16 protein-coding genes and 1 pseudogene are annotated in these 17,982 nt (G+C 48.5%); 11 read left to right on the forward strand and 6 right to left on the reverse strand.

What is annotated here, in order from left to right:
• Positions 1–233 precede the first annotated feature (233 nt).
• From murJ to EAO38_RS05900, 4 genes and pseudogenes are all read left to right on the forward strand, one after another.
• Positions 234–1,676: a murein biosynthesis integral membrane protein MurJ gene (murJ, locus tag EAO38_RS05885; RefSeq protein WP_162982700.1), complete on the forward strand. Its 1,443-nt coding sequence runs from the start codon at positions 234–236 to the stop codon at positions 1,674–1,676.
• An 8-nt stretch (positions 1,677–1,684) separates the two neighbouring features.
• Complete coding sequence (gene cysS / locus EAO38_RS05890; protein ID WP_121022014.1) at positions 1,685–3,103, forward strand: cysteine--tRNA ligase; 1,419 nt, start codon at positions 1,685–1,687, stop codon at positions 3,101–3,103.
• Between the two features lie 40 nt (positions 3,104–3,143).
• Positions 3,144–3,991 (forward strand): annotated as a pseudogene (locus EAO38_RS05895) (menaquinone biosynthesis family protein).
• A gap of 3 nt (positions 3,992–3,994) precedes the next feature.
• Positions 3,995–4,909, forward strand: a complete 915-nt coding sequence (locus EAO38_RS05900; RefSeq protein WP_121022016.1) for an alpha/beta fold hydrolase — start codon at positions 3,995–3,997, stop codon at positions 4,907–4,909.
• Here EAO38_RS05900 and flhB read toward each other — a convergent pair.
• From flhB to EAO38_RS05920, 4 genes are read right to left on the reverse strand one after another with little or no spacing between them, the layout of a single operon-like run.
• Positions 4,906–5,964 carry a flagellar biosynthesis protein FlhB gene (gene flhB, locus EAO38_RS05905; protein WP_121022018.1) on the reverse strand — a complete coding sequence of 353 codons (1,059 nt, stop codon included), beginning with the start codon at positions 5,962–5,964 and terminating at the stop codon, positions 4,906–4,908. The genes EAO38_RS05900 and flhB overlap by 4 nt on opposite strands.
• On the reverse strand, positions 5,957–6,529 hold the full coding sequence (locus EAO38_RS05910) for an NTP transferase domain-containing protein (RefSeq protein ID WP_121022020.1): 573 nt from the start codon (positions 6,527–6,529) through the stop codon (positions 5,957–5,959). The genes flhB and EAO38_RS05910 overlap by 8 nt, the downstream gene beginning before the upstream one ends.
• Positions 6,526–7,341 (reverse strand): DNA-methyltransferase, encoded by an 816-nt coding sequence (locus EAO38_RS05915; RefSeq protein ID WP_121022022.1) that lies wholly within the window; start codon positions 7,339–7,341, stop codon positions 6,526–6,528. Before EAO38_RS05915 ends, EAO38_RS05910 begins: the two co-directional genes overlap by 4 nt.
• Entirely contained in the window at positions 7,334–8,167 is an 834-nt protein-coding gene (locus EAO38_RS05920) for a type II restriction endonuclease (RefSeq protein ID WP_121022024.1), read from the reverse strand. The genes EAO38_RS05915 and EAO38_RS05920 overlap by 8 nt, the downstream gene beginning before the upstream one ends.
• Before the next feature lie 96 nt (positions 8,168–8,263).
• Between EAO38_RS05920 and moaA the strand changes: the two genes are divergently transcribed.
• The 7 genes from moaA to gatB all read left to right on the forward strand — a co-directional run bounded on the left by moaA (position 8,264) and on the right by gatB (position 17,148).
• Complete coding sequence (gene moaA, locus EAO38_RS05925; protein ID WP_121022026.1) at positions 8,264–9,226, forward strand: GTP 3',8-cyclase MoaA; 963 nt, start codon at positions 8,264–8,266, stop codon at positions 9,224–9,226.
• Positions 9,227–10,303, forward strand: coding sequence for an aminofutalosine synthase MqnE (gene mqnE / locus EAO38_RS05930; RefSeq protein WP_121022028.1), 1,077 nt, complete (start codon positions 9,227–9,229; stop codon positions 10,301–10,303). It begins immediately after the preceding gene.
• A gap of 121 nt (positions 10,304–10,424) precedes the next feature.
• Entirely contained in the window at positions 10,425–12,935 is a 2,511-nt protein-coding gene (gene bamA, locus EAO38_RS05935) for an outer membrane protein assembly factor BamA (RefSeq protein WP_121022030.1), read from the forward strand.
• A 44-nt stretch (positions 12,936–12,979) separates the two neighbouring features.
• Entirely contained in the window at positions 12,980–13,990 is a 1,011-nt protein-coding gene (locus EAO38_RS05940) for a dehypoxanthine futalosine cyclase (RefSeq protein ID WP_407927427.1), read from the forward strand.
• Positions 13,990–15,432, forward strand: coding sequence for a M16 family metallopeptidase (locus tag EAO38_RS05945; protein WP_407927426.1), 1,443 nt, complete (start codon positions 13,990–13,992; stop codon positions 15,430–15,432). The genes EAO38_RS05940 and EAO38_RS05945 overlap by 1 nt, the downstream gene beginning before the upstream one ends.
• A gap of 45 nt (positions 15,433–15,477) precedes the next feature.
• Positions 15,478–15,717, forward strand: a complete 240-nt coding sequence (locus EAO38_RS05950) for a hypothetical protein (protein WP_162982701.1) — start codon at positions 15,478–15,480, stop codon at positions 15,715–15,717.
• Positions 15,718–15,720: 3 nt separating this feature from the next.
• On the forward strand, positions 15,721–17,148 hold the full coding sequence (gene gatB / locus EAO38_RS05955; RefSeq protein WP_121022037.1) for an Asp-tRNA(Asn)/Glu-tRNA(Gln) amidotransferase subunit GatB: 1,428 nt from the start codon (positions 15,721–15,723) through the stop codon (positions 17,146–17,148).
• A gap of 75 nt (positions 17,149–17,223) precedes the next feature.
• Here the strand turns inward: gatB and EAO38_RS05960 are convergent, their stop codons facing one another.
• Together EAO38_RS05960 and EAO38_RS05965 are read right to left on the reverse strand one after the other, a co-directional pair.
• Positions 17,224–17,424 (reverse strand): hypothetical protein, encoded by a 201-nt coding sequence (locus EAO38_RS05960; protein WP_235852539.1) that lies wholly within the window; start codon positions 17,422–17,424, stop codon positions 17,224–17,226.
• Positions 17,425–17,477: 53 nt separating this feature from the next.
• A complete protein-coding gene (locus tag EAO38_RS05965; RefSeq protein WP_121022041.1) occupies positions 17,478–17,849 on the reverse strand; it encodes a hypothetical protein in 372 nt (123 codons plus the stop codon).
• Positions 17,850–17,982 lie beyond the last annotated feature (133 nt).

A 17,982-nucleotide genomic window follows, 5' to 3' on the forward strand; every position in this document is an offset into this window, starting at 1 on the left:
GTGTGTACCTTAAGTAGGTCAAACCATATATCTTCTACTTCCATTCCATGCGCTTGCGCGACTTTTTCTAATTCCAATTGGATGTCAGCGCAATCCAACACTGTCTTAGAGTAAAATTCACCTGCCAAAATGCACTCCTTTGTGTCATCCTCGCGTATTCTAATACACATCGGCTAAAAGCACAATACTGGTTAATCTTTTTAGACTAAAATTATCCTTTTATGGGGGTTTTGGTGTTCAAAAAGTTTTTTTTGACCAATAGTTCAGGGATTTTATGCTCTAGAATTGCCGGATTCGTGCGGGATCTGTTGAGCGCGTCCATTTTAGGGAGCGGGGTTTATAGCGATATTTTCTTTGTGGCCTTCAAATTCCCCAATCTCTTTCGGCGCATCTTTGCTGAAGGGGCGTTTAGCCAAAGTTTTATGCCCGCCTTCATCCACAGCCGCCATAAGGCTAGTTTTAGCTTGAGCGTGTTGGGCATTTTTAGCGCCTTGCTTCTTGTGCTGTGCGCGCTTGTGCACTCTAACGCGCTCTTTTTTACAAAATTACTAGCCTTTGGCTTTAGCGCACACACCATCACGCTCGCCCAAGACATCGTGGCCTTAAATTTTTGGTACTTGCTCTTGGTGTTCTTGAGCACCTTTTTTAGCACCCTATTGCAATACAAAAATAGCTTCTTTGTGAGCGCGTACCATACGATTCTGCTCAATATGGGCATGATCGCTGGGCTGCTCTTGGGCAAGGATAGGACTTCTTTAGAGGTGGTTTACTATTTGAGCTATGGGGTGCTTTGGGGCGGAGTGGCGCAGGTGTGTGCGCATTTCTACCCCCTGTATGCGCTGGGGTTTTTCAAGCTGTTTTACTTGGGCTTTAAACATGGCTTCAAGCGCGCTAAAAGCCCCACTCAAGGCACTCTAAAGGGGGAGTTAGCCCGTTTTTTTAAACAATTCTTCCCTAGTGTGTTGGGCAATTCAGCCAGCCAACTCTCCGCCTTTTTGGACACTTTCTTAGCCTCCTTTTTGAGCGCGGGGAGTATTTCCTATCTCTACTACGCCAACCGCATTTTTCAATTACCCCTAGCCCTCTTTGCCATTGCCATCTCAACTGCCCTATTTCCCACCATCGCCAAAGCCCTTAAGAATCGCCAACACGCCCAAGCCCAAGCGCACATGCAAACAGCGTTCAATTTCTTAACTTTTATGCTATTGGCCTCCAGTTTGGGGGGGATTGTGTTGAGCGAGCCCATTGTCGCCTTGCTCTTTGAGCATGGGCATTTTGGCGCGCAGGACACCCTGCAGAGCGCGGCGGTCTTTGAAATGTATCTCTTGGGGCTCTTGCCCTTTGGGCTGTCTAAGATTTTTGCGCTATGGCTTTACGCACAGGGGCAACAACTCCGCGCAGCCAAGATCACGCTTGTTTCCCTCGTGTTTGGCGCGCTCGCTTCGTTGGTATGCATGCACTATTTGCAAGCGCGCGGGTTGGCCCTAGCAAGCAGTTTGACCGGATACATGCTCTGTGCCTTGAACATTAGGGCTTTTGGATTTAAGCGCTTTTTGGGCATGATCGCGCTCAAGCAAGGGATCTGGCTAGTGGGCTTGCTCGCTTTAGAAGCCCTTGTGTTGGCCTTGTTTCTATGGTGCTTACAAGGATGGACGCTATTTTATCACTTCACTTAAGGGCATAGATGCAACCCCTCTACATTTACGACAGCCGCCAAAAGCAAAAGGTGCTTTTTCAACCCATTCAAGACCATCAAGTCAAAATCTATATTTGTGGCCCCACAGTGTATGACTATTCCCACCTAGGGCATGCCCGAAGTGCGATCGCCTTTGATCTGCTCAGACGCACTTTAGAACTGAGCGGTTATGCCGTGCAGGTGGTGAAGAATTTTACCGACATTGATGATAAGATCATCGCCAAAGCCAAACAAGAACACCTAGACATCTATAGCCTGAGCGCGCGCTTCATGCAAAGCTATCTAGAAGACATGCAGGCTTTGGGCGTGCAACGCGCGCATTTAGAGCCCAAGGCAAGCGCGCATTTAGAGGCCATCGCCCAGATGATCCAAGCCCTCTTAAAAAAGGGGCATGCTTATAAAACCGGCAATGGGGACATCTATTTAGACACCAGCACCGATCGCGCCTATGGCACTTTGAGCGCGCATTTCTTAGACCAAGAGAGCGTAAGTCGTTTAGAAGACAACCCACAAAAACGCCATGAAAAGGACTTCGCGCTGTGGAAGGCCTATAAGGGGGGGGATGATTTGGGCTTTGAGAGCGTGTTGGGCAAGGGGCGGCCCGGTTGGCATATTGAATGCTCGGCGATGATCTTTGCCAATCTGGCCTATCTCAATCAACCCTACCAAATTGACATCCACGGGGGGGGATCAGACCTCTTCTTCCCCCATCATGAAAATGAAGCCTCCCAAACGCGTTGCGCCTTTGATCAAGAACTCGCCAAGTATTGGGTGCATAATGGTTTTGTGAATGTCTTGGGCGAAAAGATGAGCAAGAGTTTGGGCAATAGTTTTTACATCAAGGACGCTTTGCAAGTCTATGATGGCGAGATCTTGCGCAATTATCTCTTAGGTGTGCATTACCGCGCGATTCTGCACTTCAACGAAGAGGATTTGCGCATGGCCAAAAAGCGTTTGGACAAGCTCTATCGTCTCAAAAAGCGCGCCTTGCAACTCACTGCGCCTCTAGATTTGCCCCCCCCAAGCGATCCCTTTGCTAGCGCCCTGCTAGAGTGCATGCGCGATGATTTGAATATCTCCAAAGCCCTGAGCGTGCTAGAAGAATATCTCCACATCGCTAACGATCAACTCAATAGCCCTCACAAACAGAACGCCAAACAGGTGTTACAGGATTTGGCCTTTGTGGACGCGCTGCTGGGTTTGGGGGGTAAAGACCCCATTCTTTACTTCCAGTTGGGTGTGGATCAAACGCTTAAAACCCATATTGAAGCCCAGATCGCCCTGCGTTTGCAGGCCAAAAAGGCTAGGGATTTTGCGCGCGCCGATCGCATTCGAGAAGATCTAGCCAAGCTAGGGATTGCCTTAATGGACACCCCCACTACCACCACTTGGGAAAGATTATCTTGAACGTAAGCGACAAACCCTACTTGTAAAGTTAGGAACATCCATGCTTAGTATTGCCCATAGTCCGGATGCGGACGATGTTTTTATGTTTTATGCGATCGCTTTTGGTTGGGTGGATCTGCCCAAAGCTTTTAGCCACCACGCCCTAGACATTGAAACCCTCAACACCCAAGCCCTGCAGGGCGCATATGACATCAGCGCGATCTCTTTTGGGCTCTACCCACTCATCGCCGATCAATACGCCCTCTTGGGCTGTGCGGCTAGCTTTGGGCAGGGGTATGGACCTAAGCTCATCCGCAAAGCCTCTAAAAAGCTCAAAAAACATTTTAAAGTCGCTCTAAGTGGGCGTTACACCACTAACGCCTTGCTCTTTAGGCTTTACTACCCGCATGCGCGCGTGATCTATAAAAATTTCTTAGAGATTGAGGGGGCGGTCTTGAGTGGGGAGGTAGACGCGGGGGTGCTCATTCATGAGAGTATTTTAGATTTTCACCCGGATCTAGTGGTAGAAAAAGAGATTTGGGAGGTGTGGTGTGAGCTCTCTAATTCAGAATTACCCCTGCCCTTAGGCGGATGGTACTGCGCCGCTCCATCCCCTTAATCCAAGCCATCGCCCTAGAAAAAAAACTCACCCAAGCCATTGACCTAGCCTTAGCCCACTCTGGGCTGCTCTCTACCATGCTCATAGAAAGGGGTTTAGTACGCGTACAGGCAGACAATCTAGCCACTTATTTAACACTCTATGCCAATGCAAGTCGCTTGAGTGAGGCACAGATTCAAGGGCTCAATGCCCTTTTTGATTTGGGTTTTCAACATGGGCTCTATCCCGCCCCCTTGCGCACACAGGACTACTTGATCCCAAAGCGTTACCATAGCTTGAGGTTTTCTTAAGCCATGGTTTATAGCGCGCGCTTTAGCGCGGATCACCCCCGCTATTTGGATTTGCACTACGATCATTATGTGCCTAATCGCCCTAAAAATGTGGCACTGATCATCGCCACAGGCATGGTGGAGCACCGCAAGCACTATACATGGCTAGCTTCTAGCCTATGTACATATGGCTATGATGTCTTTGTGCTCGATCACCGCGGGCATGGGCAAAGCGTGTTAGAAGATAGCGATGAAATTTCTTGGGGAGAAATGGGAGAAAATGGGTTTGAGCATGCCGTGTTGGATTTAGCCAAATTGGCGCGCGTGGTGCACACCACCTGCCCAAAGCATAAACGCGTGCTCTTGGGGCATAGCATGGGTTCACTCTTGGCGCGCCGTCTGATCCAACATGATTATGTCCGTTTAGACGCGCTCATTCTCACAGGCACACCCACCCCCTTTAGGGGCTTGAAATGGTGTGCGCGCCTTGCTAGGGGGTTGCACGCCCTGCACTGCACGCCACGATGGAATTTAAGCGTGCTTTTCAGTCTGCACCCCAAAGTGCGCGCCTTTGGGCGCAGGGGCGCGTGGCTGTGTAAAGACCCTAAGGTACTCAAACGCTACCACGCAGATAAAGCAAGCCGTTTCACTTTTAGTATGAATAGCTTTGCCTGTCTGCTAGAGGGCACGCATTTGGTTTTTAGTGCCCATGCCTATGGGGATAAAAACCTGCCTATCTTATTGATGAGCGGCTTAGAAGATGTGTGCGGGGGCTTTGGGGTGGGGGTGATCAAGGCTTATAATGCCTTGTGTGCACAGGGGTTTAAACAGGTCTCTTTAGCGCTTTTAGAACAAGGGCGGCATAAAATCTTTGATGAGCCCGAAAAGCAAGAGGCTTTAGAGATTTTGCTAGCTTGGCTAGATAAGCACCAACTCTAATGTTTGTTTTTCATCTGCTCAATATGCGCCACTTGGGCAAAGACGATCGCCACCGCCTCAAAGAGCATTTTAGGAATCACCTCATCCACATCCACCTCTTTGTAAAGTTCGCGCGCTAGTTTGGGGTTTTCAATGATTTCAATATCATGTTCTCTAGCGATCGCTTTAATGCGGATAGCCAAGTGTTCGATCCCCTTAGCCACCACCACCGGGGCGACATCTTTTTCATCAAAGCGGAGCGCGACCGCGTAGTGGGTGGGGTTAGTAACCACCACATTCGCGCTAGGGATGGCTGCCATCATCTTGCTCATGGAGTTTTTGAGCATGAGCTGCTTGATTTTAGCCTTGATCTCGGGATTACCCTCTTGTTGCTTGTATTCGTCTTTGACTTCTTGCTTGGTCATTTTGAGCGAGTTAATGTATTGGCGGCGTTTGAGCAGAAAATCCAACAGCGAAGTAACCAAAAAGAGAAAGAGCAAAACCGCGATGAGCATAAGGGCTTTGTGTTCAAACCAAAGGGCTTGGTTTCTGATGTCAATGCGCGCGATTTTAGCCAACTCCCCGATAAACAAACTCACCACCACAAAGCCCAAGACAAAGGCGATACAGACTTTAGTCGTGATGAGCAAGCCATCTAAAAGCCGCTTGAGAGAAAAGAGATTTTTCAACCCATTGATAGGGTTGATTTTAGAAAACTTGGGCACGATCGCCTTAGGGCTAAAGAGCAAGCCAAATTGTATCACATTGCCCAAGAACGCCGCCACAAACACCAAAAACAAAAAGGGCAAGAGAAGCCATGCCACATCCTTGAGCAATTGCAAAGAGAGCAGGTGTAAATTATGGGGTGTGAAGTCTAGGGCGATCCAATGCAAGGCTTCTCTAAACATGTTTTCAAAGCGATCCAACCACATCCCAAAGAAGGCAAACACCCCCCCAAAGCCCGCCACCAGCCCCAAAAACCCCACCACCTCCAAACTCTTAGCGACATTGCCCTCTTCGCGCGCCTTTTCTATTTTCTTGGCTGAGGGGAGTTCGGTTTTTTCTTCTTCAGCCATGCAAGCTCCTTAGGGCATGTTGGTAATCTGCATAGGTGTTACAATTGCTAAACTCAGAGCTATCTGTAACCTCTATAGCCACGCTATCCACCTGCTCTAAGAGCGCATAAATGGACGCGTTGCTTTGCAAGGCATCATCGATCGCATCTAGTACACAGGGTTGCCAACACCCCAGCAAGTAAAAATGCCGCGCGCTCTTGGCATACACCACGCCCGCTTTTTGGGAGTGTTCACAGAGGGCTAAAATGCTTTGGGCTGAAACTAGGGGCATGTCTATAGGGATCACAAAGATTCTTTGTTGCAATTCTTTAAGCGCGCGCCCAATCCCTAATAGGGGGTTAAAGCAGTGTGGGCTTGCGTCTAAAATGTAAGCGGCTTGCAGATCATAGGGGGTTTTAGCGCTGATATACACTTGCTCAAAGAGGCGCGCCATCTTAGCGTGTTGGTAGGCTAGAAGACTGGGTTGATCGCCAAAGCGCAACAACGCCTTATCGCGCCATTGCTCCCCCACACGCATGCGCGCGCTCTTGCCTCCTGTGAGGATCACGCAGGGGATCTTGATCATGGGCTAACCAAGCCCATTTTTTTAACCCTATGTGCAAATTCGCCAAAGCGCGCGTCTAAATCCTGCTTGCGTGCAACGCAAAGATCGATGAAGGTTTTTTCTTGCTCGATGCCAATGAAGGATCGCCCCAGCAAGTTAGCCGCAATCCCTGTAGTGCCAGAGCCGCTAAAGGGATCGCCAATCAAGCTATCTTCATGGCTAGCCATCAAAATCAAGCGCAAAAGCAGACTCAAGGGCTTTTGGGTCGGGTGCTTGCCCAAATGCTTTTCCCAAGGGGCGATGGCGCTCAAAGTCCACACATCGCGCATTTGCTTGCCTTGATTGAACGCTTTCATGCGCGCGTAATTGAAGATATGGGCATGCTTGGGGCTTTTTCTAGCCCATAGGATTTGCTCGCTAGCGTGCACCAGCGTGCGGCATGAGAAATTGGGCGGGGGGTTGCTCTTATGCCAAGTGATCGTGTTTAGGAGTTTAAAGCCTAGAGTTTGCAAGGCTAGCCCTAGAGAAAAGAGGTTGTGCTGGGTGGCGCTGATACAAATTGTGCCTGTGGGTTTGAGCGCGCGTTTAGCTAGAGCGATCCACTCCAAATTAAAAGCATGGATGGCTTCTATGCCCTGTGCGCGATCCCATGCCCCCTTATTCACGCTCACAATTTTACCACTCTCAATAGTCAAGCCACCATTGGAGAGAAAGTAGGGCGGATCGGCAAAGATCAAATCAAAACACCCCTCCATGCGCGCCAAAACCTCCCTACAATCCTGATGATAAAGCGTGAATTTCAAATCTTCACTCACAAAAATAGGTTTAAGCATGGCGTAACTCGTCTATTAAACTATCCAGTTGGCTTAAGTTATAGATGCACACACTTTGATAGGCTTCCTCAAGTTTGTTTTTGGCACTCAGCCATCCCTGTCCATCCGTGATCCAAATAAAGCGTTTTTGCGCGTGCGCTTCAAAACGCGGGGCGAGTTCTTGGTAAGCCCTAGCGACCTCATTGAGTTTACTCCCCCCACTGCTGTAAAAATTACACTCCATAAAATAGGTGCGCTGTGTTCCAAAGACCACAAAGTCAAACTTTTTAATGTCCTTGCCAAAACTGCGGTGCAAATCCTCAAACTCCTTTACGCTCACTTGTTCTTTAAAATTTAAATGCGCTTGTTCAAAGGCATGCGCTATATATGCCTCCATCAAAGTGCCGCTACGATTTTTACGCGCATTGCTATCTAGTCCTACTTCAATCCCTAAAACAAAGTCGTTTAGATCGCGTATCTGTCCTGCACTCAATAGTTTTAAAAGTCCACTCTCTTGCAAAAGATCGCAAATACCCTGTGGACTTTGCAAGTAATCTTGTATGCGCAATTCTTGCTGTGTGGGACTTAATACGATCTCTAAAGGGTCTCTAATGGCTAGCAATAAGGGTAGGACATGAAAAGCTTGGGGACACTCTTGAAATAATGCCATCACCTTTGTGGGCAACTCCTGGGCACGCACACCTAGCAATTGGTTCAGGTGGTTGCATGCAAGGCGCACTTGAGTCCTGTGTGCCACGCATTTATCCCAAGCTACAAAAAAATCCAGAGTGCGATTGCTCTTTCTTAAAGTCTGTATAAAGGTTACAAAGGGCAAGGTATTTTTCATTTTTCTAGCCTAGCATGTCCGATTAAAACTTTGGCTGATCCGCTCTGATTCAGCCCAAATTTGCTATTTTAAGAAAAACGACAGAAAGAGTAAGCGATGTTAGTAGATGGTTTTGGGCGACAAATCACTTACCTTAGAGTTTCGCTCACCAAACAATGCAATTTTAGGTGCGCCTATTGCATGCCCACCACCCCCCTAGATTTTAGCCCTCATGAAGATGTGATCGCCCTAGATCGCATGCTAGAGTTCTTAAAAGTTGCCATAGATGAGGGGATTGAGAAAATCCGTCTGACTGGAGGCGAACCCTTGTTGCGCAAGGATTTAGTGCCCTTTATTGCAAATTTGCATGCCTACAACCCTAAGGTTTTATTGGTGCTCACCACTAACGCGTTTCTACTAGAAAAACACGCCCACGCGCTCAAAGAGGCGGGCTTGAGTCGGGTGAATATCTCCCTGGATTCGCTCAAACCTGAGCGCGTGGTGCAAATCTCTAAAAAGGACGCGTTGGGGGCTGTTTTAAGGGGCATTGAAGCGGCGTTGCAAGCGGGTTTAATACTCAAATTCAACATGGTCGCCCTCAAGGGGATCAACTCTGATGAGATTTTAGACCTCTTAGAATTCGCCCAAGAAAAGGGCGCGCAGATTCGCTACATTGAGTTTATGGAGAACACCCATGCGAGCGCGCGCTTACAGGGCTTGAGCGCGGCACAGATTTTAGAGATCATCCAGACGCGCTATGCCATTGTGGGCGCGCCCCAAAAAGAGCTAGGACCGGCACAAATTTACACCCTAGAAAATGGCTACCAATTTGGGATCATCGCGCCCCATAAGGAGGATTTTTGCAAGAGTTGTAACCGCGTGCGCCTGAGCGCAGATGGGACTTTGTTCCCCTGTTTGTACTATCAAGATAGCGTGAACGCCAAAGAGGCGATTTTGAGTACGGAGCGCGCGCGCATGCTAGGTGCGCTCAAGCAGGCGGTGGCTAACAAGCCTGAAAAGAATCTTTGGAGCGGGGCTTATCAAATTTCTGAGCGCGCATTTTATCAAACTGGAGGATGAATGGATTTACTCACACAAGCCCTAGAGGCACAGGATTTAGACGCTTCTAGTCTGGCAAGGCTATACGATTACGATCTCTATGCGTTGGGCGAAGCCGCGCATGGGATTCGCAGCCGTTTTCATGGCGATCAAGTCTTTTTCAACACCAACCGCCATCTCAATCCTAGCAATATTTGCGCGGATAGTTGCAAGTTTTGCGCTTTTTCAGCCAGCCGTAAAAACCCTAATCCCTATGAAATGGGACATGGAGAGATTTTAGAGCAGATCGCCCAAGCCTATGAAAATGGCATTAAAGAGGTGCATGTGGTGAGCGCGCACAACCCTAATTACACCTATGAGTGGTATTTGGAGCTCTTTAGACTCATCAAGGCGCGCATGCCCCATTTGCATTTAAAAGCGATGACGGCTGCGGAGGTGCATTTTTTAAGCACCAAATTTGACAAGCCCTATCAAGAAGTGCTAGAGGACATGTTAGAAGCGGGCGTGGATTCTATGCCCGGGGGCGGGGCGGAGATCTTTGATGAGAGGGTTAGAAAGCGCATTTGTGGGGGCAAGGTGAGTTCAAAAAGGTGGCTAGAAATCCACCAATATTGGCACTCTTTGGGCAGAATGAGCAACGCGACCATGCTCTTTGGGCATGTTGAAAGCAAGCAGGATCGCTTAGATCACATGTTGCGTCTCAAAGCCGCCCAAAGCCCTAACGCCCTAGAGAAAAAGGGCGGGTTTAACGCCTTTATCCCTCTACTCTATCAAAGAGAACATAATTTTCTCAAGGTGGCACGCAGCCCTAGCGCGGTGGAGATTTTAAAGACAATTGCCATCGCGCGCATTGTCTTGCAAAACATCCCCCATATCAAGGCGTATTGGGCGACTTTGGGGCTCAATCTAGCCCTAGTGGCTCAAGAATTTGGCGCAGACGATCTAGATGGCACCATTGGGGTAGAAAAGATTCAATCTGCTGGGGGCGCACAAAGTGCTGGAGGGATAGCCAAAGAGGACTTGATCGCCCAAATCAAGGACGCGCGCTTTATTCCTGTGGAGAGGGATAGTTTATATAATCCTTTAAAGGTGTGGTAGTCGTTAAATTTTCGTTTACTTTATTTTTATTTTTAGGACACTTAAGGCTCAAATGCGCTATAATGGCTAACCGGTAATCAAGCAAAATCAGAGGTGTTCCATTAAAAAGTTTCTCACAATTATGTTGGTGTGCGCGGGGCAATTGTTCGTGCCTGTAGACGCTGAAGAGGCCAGAATCACCAGCATAGAATACAAAGACCTCTCCTACATGTCTGACATGCTCGCAAGCGAGATTGTCAAACTTAAGAAAAACGACCCCCTAGACCTAGAACAAATTGACCAAGCCATCTTAGCCCTTTACAGTCAAGGCTATTTTGAAGATGTGTATGCCACTTTTAAAGAGGGCAAGTTGGTGTTCCACTTCAAAGAAAAACCCCGCATTGCCGGCGTGGAGATCAAGGGCTATGGTACCGAAAAGGAAAAAGAGAATCTCTACACCCAAATGGGGATCAAAAAGGGGGACACTTACGATGAAAGCAAGCTAGAGAACGCCAAATACATTCTCAAAGCCGCCTTAGAACAGCAGGGCTTTTATGGAAGCGTGGTGGAGACACAGACGGAGAGTTTAGCCAATGGGGGGGCTTATCGCATCGTCTTCCATGTGAATCGGGGCAATCACATTTACATCACCAAGTCCACTTATGAAGGGCGCGAACAGCTCAAACCCCGTGTAGTGGAGAGCTTGAGCGCGAACAAACAACGCGATTTCATGGGCTGGATGTGGGGCTTGAACTCCGGGAAACTCCACCTCAACGAATTGGAATACGACTCCATGCGTATCCAAGATGTCTATTTGCGCCATGGCTTCTTGGATGTGAATGTGTCTTCTCCCTTTTTAAATACCAATTTTGCCACCCATCAGGCCAAACTCTACTACAAGGTTAGAGAGGGGATTCAATACCGCGTCTCTGGAATCGAGATTCAAATTAGCAAGCCCATTGTGCCCATCCCCAAACTCTTAAAGGGGCTCAAGATCAAAAAGGGCTTGGTGTTCAATATTGAGGACATGCGTGCGGATGCCCAAACACTCAAGCGTGAAATTGCTGATAAGGGCTACGCCTTTGCGGTGGTCAAACCCGACCTAGATAAGGATGAGAAAAATGGCAAAGTAAAGGTCATTTACCGTATTGAACCCGGGGACATGGTCTACATCAACGACATTATTATCTCGGGCAACCAACGCACCAGCGACCGGGTGATCCGCCGTGAAGTGTGGCTCAACCCTAAAGAACGCTACAGCTTGACCAAAGTCGCCAATTCAGAAAACGCATTGCGCCGTTTGGGCTTCTTCTCTAAGGTCAAGATTGAAGAGAGACGGGTGAATAGCCAATTGATGGATTTGTTAGTCAATGTTGAAGAGGGGCGCACGGGGCAATTGCAATTTGGTCTGGGCTATGGAAGCTATGGGGGGTTGATGCTCAATGGGAGCGTGAGTGAGAAAAACCTCTTTGGGACAGGGCAGAGCATGAGCTTGTATGCCAATGTCTCTACAGGGGGTGGAAATCGCAATTATGGCATTAGGGGGAGCGGGCGCATGTTCTCTGGAAACTTGACGCTTCGAAACCCTAGGATTTTTGATAGCCGTTATAGCTCTTCACTTAGCCTCTTTGCTGAATACATCATTAACTACAACTATATCCAGCAAGGCGGGGGCTTTAGCGCGTCTGTGGGGCGCATGATCACCAACACCTTTAGCATGAATTTAGGGTATAACTACAGCATCAACAAGATCATCGGGTTTTCTAGCCCACTCTATGAAATGTTTTACAGCAGCAAGGACACTATCATCCGTTATCCTAATGGGCAACCAGCACTAGGGCCCAATGGCCAACCCTTGCGTGGTTTATGGGATCGCGATTACCACACCCCCACCACCAGTTCGTTCACCCTAAGCACCAATTTTGACAACACGGACGATTACTACTTCCCCAAAAATGGCTTCACCTTTGCCAACTACACCACGATGGCCGGCCTGCCCTCTTCAAGCACGCTCAACTCTTGGAATGGCTTGGGTGGGAATGTGCGCAACGCTAAAATCTATGGCAAATTCGCCGCCTACCACCATTTGAAAAAATACATTTTAATTGATCTGATCGCGCGCTTCAAGACGCAGGGGGGCTATATCTTCCGCTACAATACAGAGGATTATTTGCCCTTGAACTCTGTGTTTTACTTGGGGGGTGTTACCACGGTGCGTGGCTTTAGAAACCGCTCGATCACGCCCAGAAACGCAGAAGGGATGTGGGTTGGGGGCGATGGAATCTACACCGGTTCTGTGGAATTGAGTTATGGTTTGCTCAAGGCGGCTAAAATGCGCGTGGCATGGTTCTTTGACTGGGGCTTTTTGACCTTTAAAACCGCTAGCAAAATGGGGGGCTTTTGGCACAACGCTTTGACCACTAGCGATGTGAGTTTTAAAGATTATGGCGTGATCGGGGCGGGTTATGAGCATGGTACTTGGCGGGCTTCTACGGGGATTCAAATTGAGTGGATCTCGCCTATGGGGCCTTTGGTACTCATCTTCCCCATCGCCTTTTTCAACGACTGGAGCAGCAAGAAGGGCTTGTATTTCAACACGGACATGGGCGATCTCACCCAACGCTTTGAGTTTTCTATGGGAACGCGTTTTTAAGGAACAAGATGAAACGACTAGATAAGAGCACCCTTTTAGAGTGGATGTTGCGCAAGCCGCTTAAGGAACTCGGGGCTTTAGCCCTAGCCAAAAAGCAGGCTTTGCACCCGGACAACACCACGACCTTCATTGTGGATCGCAATATCAATTACACCAATATTTGCTTTGTGGATTGCAAGTTTTGCGCCTTTAAGCGCACCCTCAAAGACAAGGATGCCTACCTGCTCAGTTTTGAAGAGATCGATTGTAAAATTGAGGAATTGTTAGCCATTGGGGGTACACAGATTTTATTTCAAGGTGGGGTGCACCCCCAGCTCAAAATTGACTATTACGAAAACCTGCTCTCTCATATCGCCCAAAAATTCCCCACCATCACCATCCACGGCTTTTCAGCTGTAGAGGTTGACTACATCGCCAAAGTTTCTAGACTCTCTTTAAGAGAAGTCTTGCAACGCCTAAAAGCGGCTGGTTTGAGCTCGATCCCGGGAGCGGGCGCAGAGATTTTAAGCGACCGGGTGCGCCAGGTCATTGCGCCTAAAAAACTCAGCGCAGATGCATGGATTGAGGTGCACAGACAAGCGCACCAATGCGGGATCAAGAGCACGGCGACCATGATGTTTGGGAGTGTGGATACAGAAGAAGATGTGGTAGAACATTTGCAAAGAGTGCGCGATTTGCAGGATGAAACGGGGGGCTTTCGGGCTTTTATTCTTTGGAGTTTTCAGCCCAATTTCACCCCCCTACAGCAAGAAAGACCCGACATTAAAAAAGCCAGCGCGAATCGGTATTTGCGCTTGTTAGCCTGTAGCCGTCTATTTTTGGATAATATTGTCAATATCCAAAGTTCATGGGTAACTCAAGGAGCGATGGTCGGGCAGTTGGCTTTGCTCTTTGGAGCGAATGATTTAGGGAGTGTGATGATGGAGGAGAATGTGGTCAAGGCAGCGGGCACGAGTTTTTGTATGGATCAAAAAGAGATGATCGCCCTGGTGAACGATTTAGGGGGCAAGGCCGCCAAACGCAATACGGCCTATGAAATTTTAGAGAGGTATTGATGGGCGCGAAAGTCAAAGGAATACGCTACGCACTGTTGCTAGCCATTGTGGTGTTGGTGCTAATTATGATAGGAGCATGGATGGAACAGACCAAACAAAATCAAGTGGGCGATACATACGGCGTGATCAAGCGCGATCAGGTTGGGGAGGGCATTAAATATTTTGCCATCCGAGGGATCAAGATCCCCGTGATTTATGAAGAAAATCACTTATTGCCCATGGGTACGATTCGTTTGATGTTCATTGGGGGGGGGAATTTGCGCGATAAGGACAAATACGGCTTGTCTAAATTGAGCGCGGAGATGCTCAATGAGGGGACCAAAGAGTTAGGCAGTGTCAAATTTGCCGAGCAATTAGAACAATTGGCCATCACCCTAGACACAGATATTAGATTGGAATCCTTGCACATTGATTTGGGCTTTCTGAAAGAATACCAACAAAAGGCCATCGGTTACTTGCACGATCTCTTGCTCTCCCCCAATCTCACCGCGAGCGCTTTAGAGAAGGTGCAAAAAAACATGGTGGCCAACGCGCTCACCAAAATGAGCAATTTTGACTACATCGCCCAGCTTGAGCTCAATAAAATTCTCTTTGCCAACACCCCCCTAGCCCACCCGGCTGTGGGTACGCCAAAAAGTATCCAAAGCATTTCGTTAGAGGATGTGAAAAAACGCCTAGAGGACGCGCTGGACATTGAGCGGCTCATTATCGTGATGGGCGGAGACATGGATACGGATAAAACCCTAGAACAGCTCAAACCCTTGCTAGAGGCCCTGCCCTCCAACAAACCCTTTTTCACCCCCCACTTTAGTACGGCGCAAAAAGCCCAAGAGAAAATCATTTACAAGGACACCCAGCAAGCCTATATCTACTTTGGATCGCCCTTCCACATGAAAGATTTGGAAAAAGAGTTGCCCCTAGCCAAAGTGATGAGCTTTGTGTTGGGTTCTAGTGGCTTTGGTTCGCGTTTGATGGACGCTGTTCGAGTCAAGGGGGGCTTGGCCTACAGCGCTTACATGCGCGTCCAACTCTCGCGCATCATCAATTGCGCCACAGGTTACTTGCAAACCAAGCTAGAGAATCAAGACAAGAGCATCGCGTTGGTCAAGCAGGTGGTTAAAGAATTTGTACAAAAGGGCATCACCCAAGAGGAGCTAGAAGGGGCTAAGAAATTCTTGCTAGGTTCTGAGCCTTTGGCCAATGAAACTTTGGGCAAGCGCTTGAACACCAAGTTTCACAATTTCTACTTAGGCCTTCCTCTCAACTACGACAAGATCATGCTAGAGCGCATCAAGAACTTGAAACTAGAAGAGATCAACGCCTATATCAAATCCCACCCAGAGGTGGCGGATTTGAGCTTTAGCATCCTCACTATGGATCCCAAAGTCCAAGCCAGAAAGGCGGCGCAAAAGGAAAAAATGGCTCCCGTAGAGCGCAAATAGCAAGCACTCAGGTGTTAGCGTGGAGCTTTTTTGATGGGCACTTTCTTGCTTTGCCTGCTTGGGCTGTTGGCTTTGGGGGGGCTTGTGAGCGTGTTTCCGGTGGTGTTTGACCTGCTCATCGAATCGGCGGTCTTTTTGATCATCGCCCTTGTGATCGCCTTTGCAATCGCCCTTGTGGTGGCGGTACTTGTCTTCTTTGCCAATATCGCAGTTGTCTTGCTTGGGCTAGCCCTTGTGGGCGCAGTTGTGGTGCTTGTCTTGAGAGTATTTGGCATTAAATTCTAAAGGATTTTCATGTTTGAAACCATTATCGGACTAGAAGTGCATACCCAGCTCAACACCCAGACTAAGATTTTTTGTAGCTGTCCGACTAGCTTTAAAGACACCCCCAATAGCCACACCTGTCCGGTGTGCCTAGGCCTGCCCGGGGCTTTGCCCGTGCTCAATGAAGTGGCCTTAAAGAAGGCGATCGCTTTTGGGATGGCCATTGATGCCACCATTAACCAGGATTCGATCTTTGCGCGCAAGAATTACTTTTACCCGGATTTGCCCAAGGCCTATCAAATCTCCCAATTTGAAATCCCCATTGTGAGCGCGGGGTATTTGGACATTGACACAGAAACAGGCGTGAAGCGCATTGGCATTGAGCGCGCCCACTTAGAAGAGGACGCGGGGAAAAACATCCATGAAGGGGAGTTTTCTAAGGTGGATTTGAATCGCGCGGGCACGCCTTTACTAGAGATCGTGAGTCGCCCGGATTTGCGCAGCGCGCAAGAGGCCATCAGTTACCTTAAGAAATTGCACGCCTTGGTGCGCTTTTTGGGCATTTCGGACGCTAATATGCAGGAGGGGAATTTTCGTTGCGATGCCAATGTGTCCATTCGCCCTAAGGGGGAAGAGAAGCTTTATACCCGTGTGGAGATCAAAAATCTCAATAGTTTTAGATTTATCCAAAAGGCCATTGAGTACGAGGTAGAACGCCAGATTGAGGCCTTTGAGCGGGGGACTTACGCTAAAGAAGTGGTACAAGAAACTAGGCTTTTTGACACGGCCAAGGGGATCACCCAATCCATGCGCGATAAGGAGGGCTCGGCAGATTATCGTTACTTCCCCGATCCCGATCTTAGGCGCGTGCACATCCCCCAAGCGCTCTTAGATCAAGACATCCCCGAATTGCCCGATGCCAAAAGGGCGCGCTATGTAGAATTAGGCGTAAAGCCTGAAGACGCGGCTATCCTGGTGAGCGATGTGGGCATCGCGCGCTATTTTGAAGAGATGGTAGAGATGGGCGCGAGCGTGAAGGGGAGCGTGTCTTGGCTGTGTGTGGAGTTATTGGGGCGGCTGGAGGGAGGAGAGTTAGAATCTTGCACAGTGGGCGCGCAGACTCTGGGCACTTTGGTGCAGCGCATTGATTCTAAGAAAATCTCTGGCAAGGCGGGCAAGGAGATTTTAGACGCTCTGTTGAATCAAAACTCTAGCCAGCCTAGCGATGTGGACACTTTGATAGAAAAACTTGGGCTAGCCCAAATTCAAGATCAAGGGGCGTTGTTGCGCGTGGTTGAAGCCCTATTAGCCCAACATCCTGACAAGGTGGCTGAGTATAGGGGGGGTAAGAGTAAGCTCTTGGGCTTTTTTGTTGGGCAGGCGCTCAAAAACCTCAAGGGGGCAGACCCTAGCGCGCTCAACGCGCTGTTAAAAGAAAAGTTGGAGGGCTAGTCGCTCCCCCCTCTCGCGCACGCTCTAAGAGATCAAAACTTGAAAAGGGGGTGGGGCTTAAATCTTGCGCCCTTATCAATCCCCTGCTCTTTGTTGTTCTAAAAGATGCCTGTAATGCGCATAATGTTTCTCATCTTTGAGGGCTTTATAGGCTTTGGCTAGGTTTTCTAATAAAATGGCTGTGTAGCTTGCCTGTTCTTTAATCGCTAGGCTTTGTTGATAAAATTTAATGGCTTCTTGGTAGTGTTTCTCTTTATAAGCACATTGCCCCGCCATGTAAGAACTAAAGGCAGGGCGGTATTTGATTTGGGCAAGCCAAATAAAACGCTCTAAAGCTTGTTCGTAGCTTCGCTGTGTGAAGAACTCCATCGCATCGTAGAAGATATCCGCTGTTTGTCATATCCTTTATTGCTCTGCTCTTGGGTAGCTGGTTTATTACGATCACTAGAACAATACGCAGCAAACACTCCAACGACAACCACAAATAAAACACCCCATATCCAGTCTCCTCCTTCATCCTTGACATCCGGATTCATCACATAGTCGTAAGCATCAAGCTTACACACTTTATTTCCCCATCTTGCATAAACGGAGCTACTCGTGTAGCGCACCAACTCCCCAGATTTACTAAAAAGCTCCTCGCCATTTTCATCGTAGGCACACACTTTACCTCCCCTTTGCACGACATTATTAATCGCCATTTATAACTCTGTGGGGGTTTGTTGCAGAATCTCCTACTGATATAATTTTGCAATGCCGCTTTGTCTAGCACGCTATCAAAGGCTTGGGTTGGTTTGCTCACTCATGTGCGCCTTAATCGCCTCGTGATAGAGA

The sequence above is a fragment of the Helicobacter vulpis genome, assembly GCF_003660395.1.
In the GTDB taxonomy this organism is placed as follows: Bacteria; Campylobacterota; Campylobacteria; order Campylobacterales; family Helicobacteraceae; genus Helicobacter; species Helicobacter vulpis.